Consider the following 18,278-nt stretch of genomic DNA (forward strand, 5'->3'; position numbering starts at 1 on the left):
AGTTCAGCGAAAGCAAAGAAATTACGTGGGAGATAAACTACCCGTAAAAGTCCGATTGGTGAGGACTGATTAAAGTTTCACTTTATTCCTTATACAAGTTCTTTTCCAGCAGCAAATTTACGATATGCACCGTGATGTGTTGGTCCTACATATTCGTTAATCTTGAATGAGTGACGAATTGCTGCTGTGATGAATTCTTTTGCAGTTTTTACCGCTTCTTTTACAGATTTACCTTTTGCAAGTTCTGCTGTAATTGCTGCAGAGTATGTACAACCTGCGCCGTGTGTATTTGTTGTATCAATTTTCTCTGATTCTAAAAGATCAAATGTTTCTCCATCGTACAATACATCGATTGCAGTTTCTGTACCTAGCTTGCTACCGCCTTTAATTAGTACATATTTTGCACCTAAAGCATGGATTTTTTTAGCAGCTTCTTTCATGTCTTCAAGAGAATTAATTTTCACACCGCTTAGTTGATATGCTTCAAATAGGTTTGGTGTAACAACTAATGCTCTTGGAACAAGTACATCGCGTAAGCAGTCATTTGTTTCAGGATGCAATGCTTCATCTGCCCCTTTACAAACCATAACTGGGTCTACTACTACATTTTGTAGATCATGCTTTTCAATTGTTTCAGCAACCATTTCAATGATTTCAACAGATCCAAGCATACCCGTTTTTAAAGCATCAACACCAACACCTTCAATTGTTGTTTCTAATTGTGGTTTGAGTGTAGAAGCAGGAATCGGGAATACGTTATGTGCCCAGCCGTTATGTGGATCCATTGTTACGATTGTTGTAAGAGACGTCATTCCGTATACACCAAGTTCTTGAAACGTTTTTAAATCCGCTTGTATACCAGCGCCACCGCTTGTGTCAGAACCAGCGATTGTAAGTGCTTTGTTTAATGTCATTGTGAAAGCCCCCTCAGGTGATATAATGAAAACTACATTTTTAACCATTATATCAATCTTATGAATAAGTACAAAGTGAAAAAGTTACTTGTTTGTTTGAGAATATATTGAATTTAGTACAATGAGAAAAGAAAATATTGTATGTAGGAGACAATTTATGTTTCAGGAGAACCGTATAAGCGAATTAGCGATATTAAAAGAGATTGCAGAAACATTAAATACATCCAATGATACATATCATGTGCTACAAGCGGTATTAGAAAAATTGCTGCATGTAACAGGATTAACAACAGGATGGATTTTTCTTGCTGATGAAAATGGTAGGTATACAAAATTAATTGATTATCATTTACCAGCAGCGCTTACCTTTCAAGATAAAAAGCCAATGTGCGAAGGAGAATGCTGGTGTTTACGCCGTTTTGTGGAGGGGAAATTAGAACGAGCGGTTAATATTATTGAATGTAAACGAATTAACAATGCGGTTGAAAATAATTGGGGTGATACAGAAGGAATTCTTCATCATGCAACCGTTCCATTAAAAGCTGGCGGAGAAGAGTTTGGAGTCTTAAATGTCGCTAGTCCAGGGAAAACACATTTTTCTGAAGAAGAACTGATGCTATTACAATCGGTTGCCCTGCAAATTGGAACAGCTTTAAAACGAACGAAACTATATGAAAATGAAAAGAAACGGGCTCATTATTATGTGAAACTAGAGCGTTTTATTCAGGAACTAAGAAAAATTCATAAGTTAAATACATTACCAGAAGAAGTTGTAAAACAAGTGGGGGATGTATTTCTATGGGAGCAAGTTGCATTTTTTATACAAGAAGAAAAAAAGATATCCATGCGAGCTTGCTATAAGAAATATGTATCGGAAAGAGATATGGAGTTAGAGAGTATTGCAAAAGAAGCGATAGAAAAAAATCAGCCTGTTTTGTTGAAAAGACAGTCTAATGCCTCTAGCATTGTTGCTCTAATACAAATTCGAAATCAAGTGTTTGGTGTTTTATGCGTGAGTTCGAAGCATGGAGAGTTTGATGAGAACACTGTAGATATTGTACAAGCGTTAACGAATCATATTTCATTAATGATTGAGAATTTACGGTTAAATGAACAGCGGCGTGAACTTGCTCGGATGGAAGAACGAAACCGTTTGGCAAGGGATCTGCATGATTCAGTTTCACAAAAGTTATTTTCATTAACATTTATGACGAAGGGTGCCGAAGCTGTTTTAAAGGGACAAAATGAAACGGTAGATCAATCTCTTCATGAGATGAGGGAATTAGCACAAGGTGCCTTAAAAGAAATGCGAGCACTTATTTGGCAACTTCGTCCAGCAGGGTTAGAAAAAGGTTTGCTACTCGCTTTAAAGCAATATGGAGAGAACTTAGGGCTGAACATTCGTGAGCAAGTTAAAGGTGTGCGTGAGTTACCGCGTGTAGTGGAAGAAACATTATGGCGAATTGGACAAGAGGCTTTAAATAATGTGAGTAAACATGCAAGGGTAACAGAGGCGACAATTTATTTGAAAGTAACAGAGAAAGAAGTGTCCTTAGAGGTAGTTGATTATGGCCTCGGTTTTATAGAAAAAGATATAAAAGAGAAGAAATCGCTCGGTATGACAACAATGCGTGAACGCGCAGAGTTAATTGGCGGATGGATTACGATTGTAAGTGAGAAAAAGCGAACAAGTATAAAAGTTATCGTACCATTATAATGCGATGTGAAAATGAGGGAAACTTGTGAAGATAAAAGTATTATTAGTTGATGATCATACAGTTGTTTTAAAAGGATTAGCATTTTTTTTAAGCACACAAGAGGATCTTGAATTGGTTGGAGAGGCGAATAATGGGAAAGAAGCGTTGGTAAAGGTTCAAGAAGTACAGCCAGATATAGTTTTGATGGACCTGTATATGCCAGAGATGGATGGGATTGAAGCGACCGCATGCATCAAAAAGGAATATCCAAATGTGAAAGTACTCGTATTAACTAGTTTTTCCGATCAAGCGCATGTCTTGCCGGCTTTAAAAGCTGGGGCAAGCGGATATATTCTAAAAGATGTCGAGCCTGATCAACTTGTGGAAGCAATTCGTAGCGCATATAAAGGAAATATCCAGCTTCACCCTGATATAGCAAGTGCGCTTCTTTCCCAAACTTTGCCGCAAGCAGAGAAACAGGAGTCATCAAATATTCATGTAGATGTACTAACGGCAAGGGAGAATGAAGTGTTGCAGCTCTTGGCAAAAGGGATGAGTAATAAGGAAATTGCATCCGTGTTAGTGATCACAGAAAAAACAGTAAAAGCTCATGTAAGTAGTATTTTAGGAAAATTAAATTTATCGGATCGTACACAAGCAGCTTTATATGCAGTGAAAAATGGGGTCGTATAAGACAAAAGTCGTAGGACTTAGTTAGTCTTTAGGAGGCGGACTTTTTTTATGAAAAGATACGTCTATGTGAGGAAGAAATTGTTAGGATGAGAGGATAAAATGTATTTGTAAACAACAATAATTACAAGGGATTGTCCCTTTTTAGTGAGTAGATAATAAACAACGTAAGAGTAAGTAATAGGAGGAAAAAAGGCATGACAACAGTTTTATTTGTAAAAGCTAACAACCGCCCAGCGGACCAAGCAGTTAGTGTGAAATTATATGAAGCGTTTTTAGCAAGTTATAAAGAAGCACATCCCAATGATACAGTGGTAGAACTTGATTTATACAATGAAGAATTACCATATGTAGGAGTAGATATGATTAACGGCACATTTAAAGCAAGTAGAGGATTTGATTTAACAGCAGAAGAAGCAAAAGCAGTAGCTGTTGCTGATAAATATTTAGATCAATTCCTTGCAGCTGATAAAGTAGTATTTGGTTTCCCGTTATGGAACTTAACAATTCCAGCTGTACTGCACACATATATCGATTATTTAAACCGCGCTGGTAAAACATTTAAATATACACCAGAAGGCCCAGTAGGCCTTATTGGAGATAAGAAAATTGCGTTATTAAACGCACGCGGTGGTGTATATTCTGAAGGACCAGCAGCAGAAGTAGAAATGGCTGTTAAATATGTAGCAAGCATGATGGGCTTCTTCGGTGCAACAAATATGGAAACTGTTATCATTGAAGGTCATAATCAATTCCCAGATAAAGCAGAAGAGATTATTGCAGAAGGTCTTGAGAAAGCTGTTAAAGTAGCAAGCATATTCTAATGAACAAAATAATCGTTACTCAATAAGCAGTATCAATGTCTTTATGGCATTGGTACTGCTTTTTTTATTGTCGTTTGAGTTCATCTGCTAACTGTTGTAATTGCTTTCTGTCTTGTATCAAATACATTCTTCCTTCTTTTTTTAACCAATTTTGCTGACAAAACTGCTTTAATACATACAAGAGGTGACGATAACTAACATTTAAGTATTCAGAGGCCTCTGTATGTTTTTCAAGGTAACAATTGCTGTGTTCAGTTAACAGAATGAACGCAGCTAAGCGATTTTCTAAAGGATAGTTATAGCTTTTTGCATATTGTTCAGTTCGAGTGATTGTTTTTTCGCCAATAAATTTACACAACTGTTGTAAGAAGTGAGCATCCTGTAATAAGAGATGGCGACACTCTTTAAGAGGAAGAGCCAAACAGATACATGGTTCTATAGCTTCAATCCCTTTTGTTACAGATTCGACCCCAATTAATCCTAATTCTCCAATAATCGATGGGGCTTTTACAAAGTTAATTAAGGAAATTCTTCCATTCTGATGGCTCATATATATTTTTGCTTTTCCCGAAATTAAGTAATAAAGGTAGGGGAATGTCTCTCCTTCGTTACAAATGGTTTCATTCTTTTGAAATGAATGAACTTCTATATATGGCAAAATATCAAACGAAAAGAACATTTGGAAGTTGAAGCGTTGTACATAGCTATAAATTTCATCTGAATCTTTTTCGATTTTCATTTTTTCACCTCGCATTTAGTATGAGATATCTCCTATTCTTTTTACAAGCAGGAGTGATACGATTTGTTTGATGACAAAAGAAAAAGCGTATTTTGATAGAAGAAAGGGAGAGAAGCAACATGAAGAAATATCAAACATTACTATTTGATGTAGACGATACGTTATTAGATTTTAAAGCAGCGGAAAGAACAGCGTTACATTTGCTTTTTGAGGAACAAAAAATTCCTTTAACTGATGAAATTGCAGCACATTACAAAAAAACAAACCAAAATCTGTGGAAATCCTTTGAAGAAGGAAAAATAGAGCGTGATGAGGTAGTGAATACTCGATTTTCAATTTTATTTAAGAAGTATGGTCAAGAGGTGGATGGCCTTTTATTTGAAAAAAAATATCGTAGTTATTTAGAAGAAGGAAATCAGCTTATTCATGGAGTGTTTGAATTCATACAAAATATTCAAACCCAATATGATTTATATATTGTGACAAATGGTGTTTCTAAAACGCAAGATAAACGTCTGCATAATTCAGGATTACATTCATTCTTTAAGGGCATTTTTGTTTCAGAAGACACTGGTTATCAAAAACCAATGAAGGAATACTTCGAGTATGTCTTTGCACGAATTTCTAATTTTTCTGTGGAGAAAGGATTAATTATCGGGGATTCTTTAAGTGCAGATATTAAAGGTGGGCAGCTAGCCGGGCTAGATACTTGCTGGTTTAATCCTGAAAAGAAGTTAAACGATAGCGGGATAGTTCCGACTTATGAAATTCAAACTTTTGATGAGCTGTATGAAATTTTAAAATGTTAGTTCTTTTGAGGTTTTAAGGAAAATTTTATCATTTTAACCGAGAAGACCCCCTCCTCTAAACGAAGTGAAGGTGGGGGTAGTTCAATTTACTATTCGATATTTGCGCTAGTCGCTTGTTTATTCTCACTATTGTTAGGAAGTGGAAATAAATTTCCAATCATTGCAGCTCCAAGCATCGGTAATAATAAATTAATTGGGAAAAACATAAGTAATAGCACTGTAATAGCGATTGGTTTTCGTAATGCATAGCTTGAAATGGCTGTCGTCACGATAGCTACAGAAGCAATTGGATCTAGCGGTATGACAGTGGCCATAGCATATCCAATACTTGCTCCAGCAAATATAATCGGAAAAATGTGTCCTCCACGCCAACCTGTATTTAAACAAACTGCCGTTATACATAATTTTAAAACACCTGAAAGAAACAGCACCCCAAATGATAATTCTGTCCACTCATTCACTAATTCTTTTAATTGGTGTTCTCCTGAAAACATAGTATATGGGAGGAAAGTTCCGGCAATCCCTAAAATAATGCCACCTATAATCCCTAATGTTAGTTTATATTCTTGAAAAGGATGTACTACTTTTTCCAATGTATGTTCTACCTTGAAGTAAAAATAGCCTATACTAGCACCTATACAAGCAAGAGGTAGAAAGGCAACCCATTCATGAAGCGCAAAAGATCCTTCTCCAAAATTAACAATAAAAGATCCTCGATTATCAAATTTACTAAGCAATAAATAAACAGAAAAACCAGCCAAAGTAGTAGCGACATATACGATAGCTTTTTTCCCTTTGGAAACTTCAGCAAGTCGTTCATTCTCATTTTCACTTGGAGCTAAGTAACCGAATAACGGTGCATTAAAAATAACACTTAAAGTAGCGCCAATTCCAATTTCTGTTAGTCCCTGCATTCCTTTTACAGCAAAATGAAAGCGATCGCCAACCCATGTACAAAGCCCGCCTATAATCCCGACAAGTGCTGCTTCGGGCCCTAAGCTTGCTCCAAATACTAAAACAATAATAGCTGTTAATGTAGCTTGATGTACAAAACGGTATTCAATCCTACCTGTTTTCTTATATTCAGCCATTACCTCTGGCATTAAACGTGGGTATGTACCAAAGTACTTTTGTGATAGTCCAATAAGAAAACCACCGATTATTGTTACACAAATTGTGTAATAAGATGGTAATGCAAATTCTTTGGGTAAATATTCCCAAACGAAATGAATTCCAGCATTGGTGACAACTAAAAATAACCAGACTGTGGCACCAACGATAGAACCTAGAAATATACCGTACACGATGAGTAAATAGTGCATATTTCTCCTAATAGTCAATTTTTATGCCTCCTCTATTTATACGTTATTATGAAAAATTAGAGATTCTAATACGAAAATAATGAATTGAATATGCATATTATCTTTTTAAAGAATTACTTATTCAACATATATTATAAACATCATTAGTATTATTTCTTTTAAAGAAGCAAAATACAAGTGATGTTTAAAGCTTTTGATTTCATCGAAATGATACTGATCATGTCATGTACGGAAATAAATATAAATTATCTAAAATGCTATTGTAATCCCTACGAGAATTGTATACTAGTATAAGTTAAAATACGCATTAGATTTAGGAGGTTTCTTGTTTGATTCGTGATTTGAAAGAACAAGCGCTTGATGAGCTTGATGAAAGATGGGGATTAGCAGTAGGAGTTACTACATTGTTCTTTATATTCCCTTTCGTATGGTCTTGGAGCTGGAGTAAAGTAATAGAATCGTTTATGATGGATATTATTGTCATGCTAATGGTTGGGCCCTTAACTTTAGGTGCTTACTATCTTGCCTTAAATACAGTTCGTGACAAGACAGTTGGGATTGGGCAATTATTTAAATGGTGTAAAGGGTTAAATAAGCTTATTAAATCAATTTTAATATATTTACTAATGGATATCTATATTACTTTATGGGCATTGCTATTTATCATTCCAGGGATTGTTAAAATTTTCTCTTACACTATGACATTTTTTATTTTAAATGATCATCCGGAATTTTCAATGAACCAAGCTATTACGGAAAGTCGTCGTATGATGAACGGACATAAGATGGATTATTTCTTAATATGTTTAAGTTTTATTGGCTGGTTTATACTAAGTATCCTTACTCTAGGAATCGGTTTCTTATGGTTGATTCCATATTTTTATACTACAAAAGCAGCGTTTTATGAGAAAGTTTCAACAGACTATTATAAAAGAAAATCTTATGTTTAAAAACAACAAAGCATAAATGTTAATGGTTCATGCTTGCTGTTCTTTATAAGCATTTTATAAATTGTTATACCATTGAACGACTTGTGACCTCTTACTTTAACGATTGTGTTATGGTATATGATCTATATATCACTTACAGTAGATGCTTTACACGCAAAATAAGCAAATATTTCATAAATACGAAAATGGCCAAGGGTTCTTTCAAAAAATCCTTGGCCCTTAATTTTTTTAGAATATCACGTGCATGATATCAAGCAGTAGGCTTACCAAATTACCACTATAGAATCTTACAAAACTGTCATGTTGTTGTAAGGTCTAGCGATAGTAAAAGAATAGATTTTCCTACATAATAAAGGTATAACAACAAACACAATTTCATGAGGTGATACATATGAATGGAAATAAAGTTTTATCTTCTTTTTCGTACTGGAGTGTTCTTTTTGCCCCTGTCTTATTCCCGCTAATTGTTTGGATTCTCGGAGATCATGAAACAAAAGGTCATGCGAAACGAGCTCTATGGACACATCTTATTCCGGGAATTACTACTTTTATAGGAATTGTAGTATTGGGAATTATGGATGTCGGTTTTAAGCAACCAGGTACAACAATGGCTATTGGCGCAATGATTATGGTATGTATTTGCGGCCTAATTAGTCTATACTTTTTTATTTGGAATATTGTAAAAGGGATTCGAGTAATTAGAGCATAACCTCTAGGGTATCTACTATTCTTCGTATTCATCATTGTAATTCTTATTTAAGCTTAGCTTGATGACGAGGGGATATTTCCCTTGGTTCCTTGAATTTTAATTTTTATAATAAACAGTTAATAAAATATTTTGTAAACATTCAGAAAAATAATTGACATTAGGAAATTATTGCTATAAAATCAACGGTAATTGCATAGTCTTATCAAGAAAAGGTGGAGGGACAGGCCCTATGAAACCTTGGCAACAGCCGAATAACGGAATTGTGCCAAATCCTGCAGGTAATAAACCCTGAGAGATAAGAAAGAGACTTTAGAGCGTGTTTTCAAACTGCTTCTTTCTTGTTAGGGAAAGAAGCAGTTTTTTTATTTTCTATAAAAGAAAGGAGAATAAGGAATGGGAGAATCATGGGGAAAAGGAACCATTTGTGTGCAAGGTGGTTATACACCGAAGAATGGTGAACCACGTGTTTTACCACTTTATCAAAGTACGACGTATAAATACGATACGTCCGATGATTTAGCAGCGCTCTTTAATTTAGAGGCAGAGGGCTATATTTATACGCGTATTGGGAATCCGACACTAGCAGCATTTGAACAAAAGTTAACAGAGTTAGAAGGCGGAGCCGGATCTGTTGCGACAGCCTCTGGTCAAGCGGCTATTATGCTTGCTGTTTTAAATATTTGTGGCAGTGGTGATCATTTGCTTTGTTCTTCAACCGTTTATGGGGGAACCTTTAACCTGTTTGGAGTAAGTTTGCGTAAGCTTGGTATTGATGTAACATTCTTTAATCCGAACTTAACTGCTGATGAGATTGTGGCACTTGCAACTGAAAAAACAAAGCTGATTTATGCAGAGTCCCTTGGAAATCCAGCGATGAATGTTTTAAATTTTAAAGAGTTTTCAAACGCGGCAAAAGAACTGGAAGTACCGTTTATCGTGGATAATACTTTGGCGACACCATATTTATGCCAAGCGTTTGAGCATGGCGCAAATATTGTTGTTCATTCTACAACGAAATATATTGATGGCCATGCGAGTTCATTAGGTGGAATTGTCATTGATGGAGGAAATTTTGATTGGACAAATGGAAAATATCCTGAGCTTGTCGAACCAGATCCAAGTTATCATGGCGTAAGTTATGTGCAGAATTTTGGCCAGGCGGCATATATTGTGAAAGCTCGTGTTCAACTATTAAGAGACTATGGAAACTGTATGAGCCCATTCAATGCGTATATTAGCAACATCGGTTTAGAAACATTACATTTACGAATGGAGCGTCATAGTGAAAATGCTCTTGCAGTTGCGAAGTGGCTTGCTAACCATGATCGTATTGAATGGGTGAATTATCCGGGATTAGAAAGTAATGAAAATTATCCGTTAGCGCAAAAGTACTTAGCAAAAGGTGCAAGTGGTGTTTTAACATTTGGTATTAAAGGAGGACTAGAACCTGCGAAAGAGTTCATTGCAAATGTGAAGCTGGCAACTCTTGTGACACACGTTGCAGATGCAAGGACATGTGTGATTCATCCCGCTAGTACAACGCACAGACAGTTAAATGAAGAAGAGCAACGTTTAGCAGGTGTTACATCTGATTTAATTCGCTTATCAGTCGGTATCGAAGATGTTTCTGATATTATTGCGGACCTAGAGGAAGCATTAGTTGGAGGCAAAGCGCATGCCGATCATTGTTGATAAGGAGTTACCAGCCCGTAAAATATTGCAAAAAGAAAATATTTTTGTGATGACAAAAGAGCGAGCTGAAACACAAGATATACGTGCTCTAAAAATTGCAATTTTGAACTTAATGCCAACAAAACAAGAAACAGAAGCGCAATTGCTCAGGTTACTCGGTAATACACCACTTCAACTGGATGTGCATTTACTTCATATGGAGTCTCATATATCCCGTAATGTAGCGCAAGACCATTTAACAAGTTTTTATAAAACATTTCGCGATATTGAGGGAGACAAATTTGATGGTCTCATTATTACAGGGGCCCCAATTGAAACACTTCCTTTTGAAGATGTAGATTATTGGGAAGAACTTGGACGCATAATGGACTATTCAAAAACGAATGTAACATCTACATTGCATATTTGTTGGGGAGCACAAGCGGGTCTGTATTATCACTATGGAATTCCGAAATACTCGCTTGAAGAAAAGATATTTGGTGTATTCGAGCATGAAGTGCATGAGCAGCATGTGAAATTGTTACAAGGATTCGATGAGCTCTTTTTTGCACCACATTCACGCCATACGGAAGTACGCGCAGCTGATATTGAAAAAGTACGAGAGTTGACATTACTAGCAACATCAGAAGAAGCAGGTGTCCACCTTGTTATGGGGCAAGATGGAAAGCATATTTTTGTTCTTGGTCATAGCGAATATAGCTGCGATACGTTAAAACAAGAATATGAACGCGATAAACAAAGAGGGCTAGATATTAAGGTTCCCAAAAACTATTTTAAACATAATAATCCAGCTGAAAAGCCACTTATAAGATGGCGGAGTCATGGAAACTTATTATTTTCAAATTGGTTAAATTATTATGTGTATCAAGAAACCCCTTATATTTTGTAAGCTGATCATTATATAACACGTGGCAACGTTTTCTTTACACGGATTACTTTATATTTTTCCGAATGTTCAAAATATATTGTTTTTCAGAATCTTAACTTATATAATGGCATCTAAATACAATTCTTTAGAGGGGTGGACAGTATCATGAATGAAATTCAAGTGGGCTTATTAGGCCTTGGAACGGTTGGCAGCGGTGTGGTTCGTATTATTACGAATCATCAAGATCGTCTTATGCACCAAGTTGGTTGCCCAGTGAAAGTAACAAAAGTATTAGTGCAAAATATTGAAAAAGAGAGAGAGGTCCAAGTACCCTCTACCTTATTAACGAAAAATGCAAATGAAATTATAGATAATCCTGATATTGATGTTGTCATTGAAGTGATGGGTGGCATAGAGGAAGCGAAAGCATATATTTTACAAGCTTTGAAAAATGGTAAACATGTTGTTACTGCTAATAAAGATTTAATGGCATTGCACGGAGCAGAATTACTGACGGTGGCAAAGGAAAATCAAGCTGACTTATTTTACGAGGCGAGCGTAGCTGGAGGGATTCCAATTCTGCGCAGCATTGTAGAAGGACTTTCTTCGGATCTTATTACGAAAGTGATGGGAATCGTGAACGGAACAACAAACTTTATTCTGACAAAAATGTCTGACGAAGGGAGAGCATATGACGACGTGTTAAAAGAAGCGCAGCAGCTTGGATTTGCGGAAGCAGATCCAACATCAGACGTTGAAGGTTTAGATGCAGCAAGGAAAATGACGATTTTAGCTACTCTAGGTTTTTCTACAAATGTAGAGCTTGGAGATGTGAAGGTGAAAGGGATTACTTCCATTACTGAGGAAGATATCGCATATAGTAAAAGCTTAGGATATACAATTAAATTAATTGGACTGGCGAAGCGTGATGGTGAAAAGTTAGAGGTAACAGTTGAGCCAACATTACTTCCGAATACACACCCTCTTGCAGCTGTTCAAAATGAATATAACGCCGTATATGTATATGGTGAAGCGGTAGGAGAAACAATGTTTTATGGACCTGGTGCAGGAAGTTTACCGACAGCGACAGCGGTTGTTTCTGATTTAGTTGCGGTAATGCAAAATGTGCGCCTTGGTGTAACTGGGAATAGCGCAGTTTCTGCGCAGTATGAAAAGGTATTAAAAGAGCCAGATGAAATTTTTGTGAAGAAGTTTTTACGCCTACATGTAAAAGATGAAATTGGTGTGTTTGCAAAAATTACATCTTTATTCTCTGAACGCGGTGTTAGCTTTGAAAAAATTATTCAAATGCCACTCGGGGAGAAAGGAAAGGCTGAGATTGTTATCGTAACACATCGTGCATCACTTGCAGACTATGAATATATTTTACATACAATGGGGACATACGAAGAAATAGATTGTGTGAAAGCAAACTATCGAATCGAAGGAGATGCTAGGTAATGTGGAAAGGTTTGCTTGCTGAGTATAAGGAGTTTTTACCTATTACGGAAAAGACACCTCCCTTAACATTGCATGAAGGTAATACACCACTTATTTTACTAGAAAACCTTTCAAAGCGGTGGGGCGTAACAATTTACGGGAAAATAGAGGGGGCAAATCCAAGCGGATCGTTTAAGGATCGCGGTATGGTAATGGCGGTAGCAAAAGCAAAAGAAGCAGGGAGCGGAGCGATTATCTGTGCATCTACAGGTAATACGTCTGCATCTGCAGCAGCTTATGCAGCTAGGGCAGGACTGTCGTGCATCGTTATTATTCCAAACGGGAAGATTGCATACGGTAAATTAGCGCAAGCTGTCATGTATGGTGCTGAGATTATAAGTATGGATGGGAATTTCGATCATGCTTTGCAAATTGTACGTAAGCTTAGCGAATCATCACCAATTACACTTGTAAATTCTGTTAATCCATACCGAATTGAAGGGCAAAAAACAGCTGCATTTGAGATTTGTGATGCGCTTGGGAAGGCGCCGGATATTTTAGCAATTCCAGTTGGTAATGCAGGCAATATTACAGCGTATTGGAAAGGTTTCAAAGAGTATCACGAAAGACTTGGTACGGGTTTACCAGAGATGCGCGGCTTTGAGGCTGAAGGAGCAGCGGCGATTGTGCACGGACATAAAATTGAAGAGCCAGAAACAATCGCAACAGCAATTCGAATTGGAAATCCCGCAAGTTGGGAGCAAGCCGCCCTAACTGCAGAACAATCTCGAGGTAAAATTGACGAAGTAACAGATCGTGAAATTCTTGAAGCGTATGAATGGCTAGCCAAGTATGAAGGAATCTTTGCAGAACCGGCTTCATGTGCTTCTCTTGCAGGTGTTTATAAACAATTGCAAAGCGGGGAAATTACAAAAGGAAGCCAAATTGTAGCGGTATTAACAGGTAACGGTTTGAAGGATCCAAATATCGCCATTGATACGAAGGGAATTCAACCAGTCGTGTTACAAAATGATGAGAAGGTTGTCTTTGACTATATTCAGGGAGCTGTCTTTCGGTAAAATAGATGAAAAAAGCCTATTGTAGCGTTATTCGCTCAATAGGCTTTTTTCATGTGGAGGATTTTTGTACCAATCTGAATAAATGCTTGAATGATCCAGCCTGTTGTAAAGGAAAGGATAATTGTTCCGAAGTAAATAGGCCCATCTAATAAGAAACTGAGTGTCAAAAATAGCAAAGCTAATGAAATTTCTGTTCTGCGAAACGTCCACTTTTTCTTTTCAGACATTGTTAAGACAAAGGCCTCTTGTGGTGCTGCACATAATTGTGTGGAGACATAAATTCCAATTCCAGCGCCAACAAATAGATTTCCGCACACAAGTGTTATATATTTTGGAAGAGAGCGGATTGAATCCATAATGATAGTAATAGAACCAATCCAATCAACAAAAACAGAAATAAGAACCATAGTAACAATTGTTCCGATTGTAATATGCTTCTTATTCAAAAATAGCACAATAAGTGTAAAGGCGAAGTTAATCATAAAAATCCAAAAGCCAATACTTACTCCAAAGTTTTGATATAGCGCAATAAAAAACGAATCATAAGGACTAAGGCCAAATGAAGTAATAGTTGTCATCATGTTAATTCCAAGAGATAGGATGAGTAGTCCGCTAATAAAAAATATATAGTCTAGTTTTAGACGTATCATATGTTTCAAATCCTTTCTGAATGTATTTGCTAGAAAAGGATATATTGTGGAAAGCTTACCAGGTCAAGAAAGAATTTTTTGATGAGGTTTATTTAAATGATGGGAAGGGGAGGAAATAAGATGACAAATATAAAAAAGATTGCGGAAATTGCCGGTGTATCAGTGTCAACGGTTTCACGTGTATTAAATAATCATCCGTATGTAAGTGATAAAAAGAGGCAGGAAATTTTAGCAATCATTGAAGAGCTAAATTACACCCAAAATGTGAATGCGATTCATTTAGTAAGAGGAAAGACGAATGTGATAGGTGTTATTTTGCCGCATGTAAATGATCAATATTACAGTGCAATTATTGAGGGGATTTCTAAAGAAACGGCCAAAAAAAATTATAATATGATGCTCTGTCAGACGAACTATAGTGCCGAAAAAGAACTTGAAATTTTGCATATGTTAAAAATGAAGAAGCTTGATGGTGTAATTATATGCTCGAGAATGAATGGCTGCAAAACAATAGAAGAATATACAAAGTTTGGTCCGATTGTAACATGTGAAGAAATAGAATCTAAGTGTATTTCTAGCGTACATATTGATCACTATAAGGTGTTTTCGCAGGGGATGAAATACGTAATAGAAAACGGACACGCCCACATTGGATATTGTATTGGCAGAAGTCATAGCGTAAATAGTCAAAAACGAAAACAAGCTTATGAGGAAGCGCTTCAGGAGATTTCTATAGAATCTCGAGAAGAATGGAAGTTTACAGAGCATTTTACAGTAGAGGATGGTCGTGAAGTGATAAGAGCGTGGATTAACATGTCTGTGAAACCAACAGCATTTCTCGTTTCTTGTAATCCAATCGCAGCAGGTATGGTAACGGAAGCAAAAAAACAAGGAATTCGTATTCCTGAAGATCTTGCAATTATTGGGTGCGATGACCAAGAGGTGGCTGATGTGTTAGGAATTACAACAATTGCTCATTCTAGTAAAGTAGTTGGTGCGAAAGCATTTGAAATATTATATGAGAAGATAGAGGATGAAAAAATAGATGTGAAGAACATTGAACTTTTACCACAGTTGACCCTTCGTGAAACTACATAATGCATAAAGTATGAAAATCGCTTTTCGAAAAGGCGTTTGGTATAATTAGGGACAATCTATGAGGCTAAAAGGGGTTTTGACATGAGATCCAAATTAGTAAAAGGAATTTTACTCATTACAATTGCATCTTTTTGTTTATTTGCATATGGTTTTATTTCGGGGATTAATGATGTATTAAATCCGAAAGCTTCAAATTTAACTATGAAGACAGCACAAAAACAAGTAAAGGGGAAACAGCACCCTGGAACATTACAAGTTGTCAGTTTAGGCGATTCTTTAACGCGTGGCGTTGGAGATAAAGAAGGAATTGGCTATGTGGGACGAGTGAAAGAAAGTTTGCAGAAGGACTACAAACAAAAGGTAGCGTTAACGAATTTAGCTGTTAGTGGTGCGAAAATGCCGGATTTGTTGAAACAAATAGCAAGTAGTGGTGCACAGTACTCAATTAAGCAAGCGGATCTTATCATTTTAACAATTGGAGGAAATGACTTATTTCCAGGATGGGAATCACTTGGAAAGATAGATCTAGAAACATATCGCCCTAATACAGAAACATTTCAAAATCAGGCAAAACAAATTTTAACAGAAATTCGAAAGCTAAATCCAGATAGCCCGATTTTCTGGCTCGGTTTATACAATCCTTTTGAGGATGTTGAAGATTTAAAAGGTTCTTCATCCATTGTTGTAGATTGGAATGCATCTTTAGAGAAGTTAGCAATAGATAATAAAAATGTATATATAACGCCAACGTTTGATCTGTTTCAAAACCGAGGGAAAGAATTATTATACTCAGATCATTTTCATCCGAATGAAATTGGCTACTCATATATGGCGGATCGCTTATTACAAGGCGTTGTAAGTAAGCTGAAGCTAAATGAAGGAGGGGCGAAATGACGACGGTACTTTCAGTACGAAATGTGAAAAAGGTCATTGGGAAAAAGACGCTTGTTGAAAACATTTCATTTGATGTGAACCAAGGAGAAGTGTTTGGATTTTTAGGACCAAATGGAGCAGGGAAAACAACAACAATTCGGATGCTAGTTGGTCTTATTAAAGCGACTGAAGGTACGATCTCTATTGGTGGTTATAATATTAAAGAGAACTTTCGAGAAGCGATGCGGCAAATTGGTAGCATCGTGGAAAATCCAGAGCTCTATACATATTTAACAGGGTGGGAAAATTTAAAGCAATTTGCACGTATGCTTGGCGGTATATCAGATGAACGTATTTTAGAAATTGCAAAAATGGTTCATTTAGATGAACGTATTCACGATAAAGTGAAAACGTATTCTCTGGGTATGAAACAACGCCTTGGAATCGCGCAGGCTCTTCTTGGAAACCCGAAACTCCTTATACTAGATGAACCAACAAATGGCCTAGATCCAGCTGGTATAAGAGAGATGAGGGAGTTTATACATAAGCTTGTGAAAGAAGAAAACATGAGTGTCTTTATTTCGAGTCACTTACTAAGTGAAGTACAAATGATATGTGATCGTGTCGCTATTATTCATAAGGGAAAAATGATTACAGTTGCACCTATTGAAGAGTTGATTAAAACTGCGAGCGATCGTGTTGAATGGATTGTTACACCGATTTCCCGAGCATTAGAACTTTTAAAAACTTCAAAAGAAGTTAGGGAAATTAGCATAGATGATGAACGTTTATTGTGCCGAATGGATATTAATACAATTAGTGCTTGGAATAAACGCTTTGTAGAAAACGGAATAGATGTACATAGCGTGAAGGAGCTTGTATTTACACTAGAAGATTTATTTATTGAACTCACAGGGAGTGAGAAACATGCGTGAAATTGCGAATCTTGTTTTAAATGAATCAGAAAAAATCTATCGAAAGAAACGTATTGTTGTCGTCATGCTCATATTGGCAATCTTAATTCCTTTGTTTGTTTATGCACAGTATCGTGAAGTGCAGACAACGCAAAAACGCCTTGGTACGAGCGATTGGAAGGTAGCACTTCAGCAGCAAATTGTTGATTCGCAAAATCGTTTAAATAATTCTAGGTTGCCAGAAGAATGGCGGGATTGGCTGAAAGTACGAGTGGAGCAGCAACAATATTATTTAGATCATGATATTAATCCAACAGCACCAGGAGCACCAACGTTTGTACGAGCATTCATTGAACAAGGAATTACATTGTTTATTCCGCTACTTGTAATGATTGTTGCAATTGACATTGTATCGGGAGAACGAAGTGATGGAACGATGAAGATGCTTCTAACGCGGCCGATTCGACGCTTTAAAATTCTTCTCAGTAAATATGTGACGATGTTGTTATTTATCTCACTTATATTGCTCTTGGTGGGGATTTTCTCCTATGTATTATCGGGCGTTGTTTTCGGATATGCCGGGTGGAATTTACCGGTACTGACGGGTTTTGGAATTGATAAAGAAACATTGAATACAAATTTTGTCCACCTCATTCCGCAGTGGCAATATATTTTAATGGCATATGGATTAGCTTGGTTTGTTGCGATTGTTGTGGGAACCATATCCTTTATGGTTTCTGTGTTAATTCGTAATACACCAGCTGGTATGGGAGTCATGCTAGCGGCGTTAATTGCAGGTGGTATCTTAAGTTCCTTCGCAACGTCTTGGGAAGGGGCAAAATATATTTTTAGCGTAAATTTATCGCTCACAGATTATTTATCAGGGAAGTTACCGGCATTGCAAGGTCTATCGATGAGCTTTTCATTGATGAATTTAACAGCTTGGGCTGTAGTTTCTCTTATCATTTCATTTGTCGTATTTACGAAGCAAGACATGGTCAATTAAATGA

The 18,278-nt window shown here is 36.6% G+C and carries 18 protein-coding genes and 1 riboswitch; of the genes, 14 read left to right on the plus strand and 4 right to left on the minus strand.

Going from position 1 to position 18,278, the window contains the following annotated elements; translation table 11 throughout:
* Positions 1–89: 89 nt before the first annotated feature.
* Positions 90–914 (minus strand): pyridoxine/pyridoxal/pyridoxamine kinase, encoded by an 825-nt coding sequence (gene pdxK / locus MHH71_RS16420; protein WP_003202349.1) that lies wholly within the window; start codon positions 912–914, stop codon positions 90–92.
* A 157-nt stretch (positions 915–1,071) separates the two neighbouring features.
* Here pdxK and MHH71_RS16425 point away from each other — a divergent pair, with 157 nt between their 5' ends.
* The 3 genes from MHH71_RS16425 to MHH71_RS16435 all read left to right on the plus strand — a co-directional run bounded on the left by MHH71_RS16425 (position 1,072) and on the right by MHH71_RS16435 (position 4,125).
* Positions 1,072–2,631 (plus strand): GAF domain-containing sensor histidine kinase, encoded by a 1,560-nt coding sequence (locus MHH71_RS16425; RefSeq protein WP_003209275.1) that lies wholly within the window; start codon positions 1,072–1,074, stop codon positions 2,629–2,631.
* 25 nt (positions 2,632–2,656) lie between these two features.
* Entirely contained in the window at positions 2,657–3,304 is a 648-nt protein-coding gene (locus MHH71_RS16430) for a response regulator (RefSeq protein WP_006096725.1), read from the plus strand.
* Positions 3,305–3,498: 194 nt separating this feature from the next.
* Positions 3,499–4,125, plus strand: coding sequence for an FMN-dependent NADH-azoreductase (locus MHH71_RS16435; protein WP_006096724.1), 627 nt, complete (start codon positions 3,499–3,501; stop codon positions 4,123–4,125).
* A 64-nt stretch (positions 4,126–4,189) separates the two neighbouring features.
* On the opposite strand, the gene MHH71_RS16440 is transcribed toward MHH71_RS16435, so the two are convergent.
* Positions 4,190–4,864, minus strand: a complete 675-nt coding sequence (locus tag MHH71_RS16440; RefSeq protein ID WP_033799732.1) for a transcriptional regulator YeiL — start codon at positions 4,862–4,864, stop codon at positions 4,190–4,192.
* A gap of 119 nt (positions 4,865–4,983) precedes the next feature.
* On the opposite strand from MHH71_RS16440, the gene MHH71_RS16445 reads away from it, so the two are divergent.
* The gene (locus MHH71_RS16445; protein WP_006096722.1) at positions 4,984–5,673 is read left to right on the plus strand and encodes a YjjG family noncanonical pyrimidine nucleotidase; all 690 of its coding nucleotides are present in this window, start codon (positions 4,984–4,986) and stop codon (positions 5,671–5,673) included.
* 89 nt (positions 5,674–5,762) lie between these two features.
* Here MHH71_RS16445 and MHH71_RS16450 read toward each other — a convergent pair whose 3' ends face one another.
* Entirely contained in the window at positions 5,763–6,995 is a 1,233-nt protein-coding gene (locus MHH71_RS16450; protein ID WP_371388580.1) for a chloride channel protein, read from the minus strand.
* A gap of 329 nt (positions 6,996–7,324) precedes the next feature.
* On the opposite strand from MHH71_RS16450, the gene MHH71_RS16455 reads away from it, so the two are divergent.
* From MHH71_RS16455 to thrC, 6 genes are all read left to right on the plus strand, one after another.
* Entirely contained in the window at positions 7,325–7,945 is a 621-nt protein-coding gene (locus MHH71_RS16455) for a DUF975 family protein (RefSeq protein WP_006096720.1), read from the plus strand.
* Positions 7,946–8,336: 391 nt separating this feature from the next.
* On the plus strand, positions 8,337–8,654 hold the full coding sequence (locus MHH71_RS16460; RefSeq protein WP_003209270.1) for a DUF4870 domain-containing protein: 318 nt from the start codon (positions 8,337–8,339) through the stop codon (positions 8,652–8,654).
* Positions 8,655–8,850: 196 nt separating this feature from the next.
* Positions 8,851–8,956, plus strand: a riboswitch (SAM riboswitch).
* Positions 8,957–9,047: 91 nt separating this feature from the next.
* On the plus strand, positions 9,048–10,346 hold the full coding sequence (locus MHH71_RS16465) for a bifunctional O-acetylhomoserine aminocarboxypropyltransferase/cysteine synthase (protein ID WP_006096719.1): 1,299 nt from the start codon (positions 9,048–9,050) through the stop codon (positions 10,344–10,346).
* Positions 10,330–11,235 carry a homoserine O-acetyltransferase MetA gene (gene metA / locus MHH71_RS16470; protein WP_033799269.1) on the plus strand — a complete coding sequence of 302 codons (906 nt, stop codon included), beginning with the start codon at positions 10,330–10,332 and terminating at the stop codon, positions 11,233–11,235. Before MHH71_RS16465 ends, metA begins: the two co-directional genes overlap by 17 nt.
* 144 nt (positions 11,236–11,379) lie before the next feature.
* Positions 11,380–12,675: a homoserine dehydrogenase gene (locus MHH71_RS16475; RefSeq protein WP_006096717.1), complete on the plus strand. Its 1,296-nt coding sequence runs from the start codon at positions 11,380–11,382 to the stop codon at positions 12,673–12,675.
* Positions 12,675–13,733 (plus strand): threonine synthase, encoded by a 1,059-nt coding sequence (gene thrC, locus MHH71_RS16480; protein WP_006096716.1) that lies wholly within the window; start codon positions 12,675–12,677, stop codon positions 13,731–13,733. The genes MHH71_RS16475 and thrC overlap by 1 nt, the downstream gene beginning before the upstream one ends.
* A gap of 35 nt (positions 13,734–13,768) precedes the next feature.
* Here thrC and MHH71_RS16485 read toward each other — a convergent pair whose 3' ends face one another.
* Positions 13,769–14,383 (minus strand): YczE/YyaS/YitT family protein, encoded by a 615-nt coding sequence (locus MHH71_RS16485; RefSeq protein WP_026008491.1) that lies wholly within the window; start codon positions 14,381–14,383, stop codon positions 13,769–13,771.
* Between the two features lie 120 nt (positions 14,384–14,503).
* Here MHH71_RS16485 and MHH71_RS16490 point away from each other — a divergent pair, with 120 nt between their 5' ends.
* The 4 genes from MHH71_RS16490 to MHH71_RS16505 all read left to right on the plus strand — a co-directional run bounded on the left by MHH71_RS16490 (position 14,504) and on the right by MHH71_RS16505 (position 18,274).
* Entirely contained in the window at positions 14,504–15,481 is a 978-nt protein-coding gene (locus tag MHH71_RS16490) for a LacI family DNA-binding transcriptional regulator (RefSeq protein WP_018764878.1), read from the plus strand.
* 81 nt (positions 15,482–15,562) lie between these two features.
* Complete coding sequence (locus tag MHH71_RS16495; RefSeq protein WP_003202379.1) at positions 15,563–16,375, plus strand: SGNH/GDSL hydrolase family protein; 813 nt, start codon at positions 15,563–15,565, stop codon at positions 16,373–16,375.
* On the plus strand, positions 16,372–17,289 hold the full coding sequence (locus MHH71_RS16500) for an ABC transporter ATP-binding protein (RefSeq protein WP_018782402.1): 918 nt from the start codon (positions 16,372–16,374) through the stop codon (positions 17,287–17,289). Before MHH71_RS16495 ends, MHH71_RS16500 begins: the two co-directional genes overlap by 4 nt.
* Entirely contained in the window at positions 17,282–18,274 is a 993-nt protein-coding gene (locus MHH71_RS16505) for an ABC transporter permease (RefSeq protein ID WP_033799268.1), read from the plus strand. Before MHH71_RS16500 ends, MHH71_RS16505 begins: the two co-directional genes overlap by 8 nt.
* Positions 18,275–18,278: the final 4 nt, after the last annotated feature.

Source organism: Bacillus sp. FSL H8-0534 (genome assembly GCF_038005885.1).
GTDB classification, from domain to species: Bacteria; Bacillota; Bacilli; order Bacillales; family Bacillaceae_G; genus Bacillus_A; species Bacillus_A pseudomycoides.

Bases quoted from the DNA above. Each gene is read 5' to 3' on its own strand.
- pdxK (WP_003202349.1), bottom strand. From the start codon at position 914: ATGACATTAAACAAAGCACTTACAATCGCTGGTTCTGACACAAGCGGT.
- MHH71_RS16425 (WP_003209275.1), top strand. From the start codon at position 1,072: ATGTTTCAGGAGAACCGTATAAGCGAATTAGCGATATTAAAAGAGATT.
- MHH71_RS16435 (WP_006096724.1), top strand. From the start codon at position 3,499: ATGACAACAGTTTTATTTGTAAAAGCTAACAACCGCCCAGCGGACCAA.
- MHH71_RS16440 (WP_033799732.1), bottom strand. From the start codon at position 4,864: ATGAAAATCGAAAAAGATTCAGATGAAATTTATAGCTATGTACAACGC.
- MHH71_RS16445 (WP_006096722.1), top strand. From the start codon at position 4,984: ATGAAGAAATATCAAACATTACTATTTGATGTAGACGATACGTTATTA.
- MHH71_RS16450 (WP_371388580.1), bottom strand. From the start codon at position 6,995: ATGCACTATTTACTCATCGTGTACGGTATATTTCTAGGTTCTATCGTT.
- MHH71_RS16460 (WP_003209270.1), top strand. From the start codon at position 8,337: ATGAATGGAAATAAAGTTTTATCTTCTTTTTCGTACTGGAGTGTTCTT.
- MHH71_RS16465 (WP_006096719.1), top strand. From the start codon at position 9,048: ATGGGAGAATCATGGGGAAAAGGAACCATTTGTGTGCAAGGTGGTTAT.
- metA (WP_033799269.1), top strand. From the start codon at position 10,330: ATGCCGATCATTGTTGATAAGGAGTTACCAGCCCGTAAAATATTGCAA.
- MHH71_RS16475 (WP_006096717.1), top strand. From the start codon at position 11,380: ATGAATGAAATTCAAGTGGGCTTATTAGGCCTTGGAACGGTTGGCAGC.
- thrC (WP_006096716.1), top strand. From the start codon at position 12,675: ATGTGGAAAGGTTTGCTTGCTGAGTATAAGGAGTTTTTACCTATTACG.
- MHH71_RS16485 (WP_026008491.1), bottom strand. From the start codon at position 14,383: ATGATACGTCTAAAACTAGACTATATATTTTTTATTAGCGGACTACTC.
- MHH71_RS16490 (WP_018764878.1), top strand. From the start codon at position 14,504: ATGACAAATATAAAAAAGATTGCGGAAATTGCCGGTGTATCAGTGTCA.
- MHH71_RS16495 (WP_003202379.1), top strand. From the start codon at position 15,563: ATGAGATCCAAATTAGTAAAAGGAATTTTACTCATTACAATTGCATCT.
- MHH71_RS16500 (WP_018782402.1), top strand. From the start codon at position 16,372: ATGACGACGGTACTTTCAGTACGAAATGTGAAAAAGGTCATTGGGAAA.
- MHH71_RS16505 (WP_033799268.1), top strand. From the start codon at position 17,282: ATGCGTGAAATTGCGAATCTTGTTTTAAATGAATCAGAAAAAATCTAT.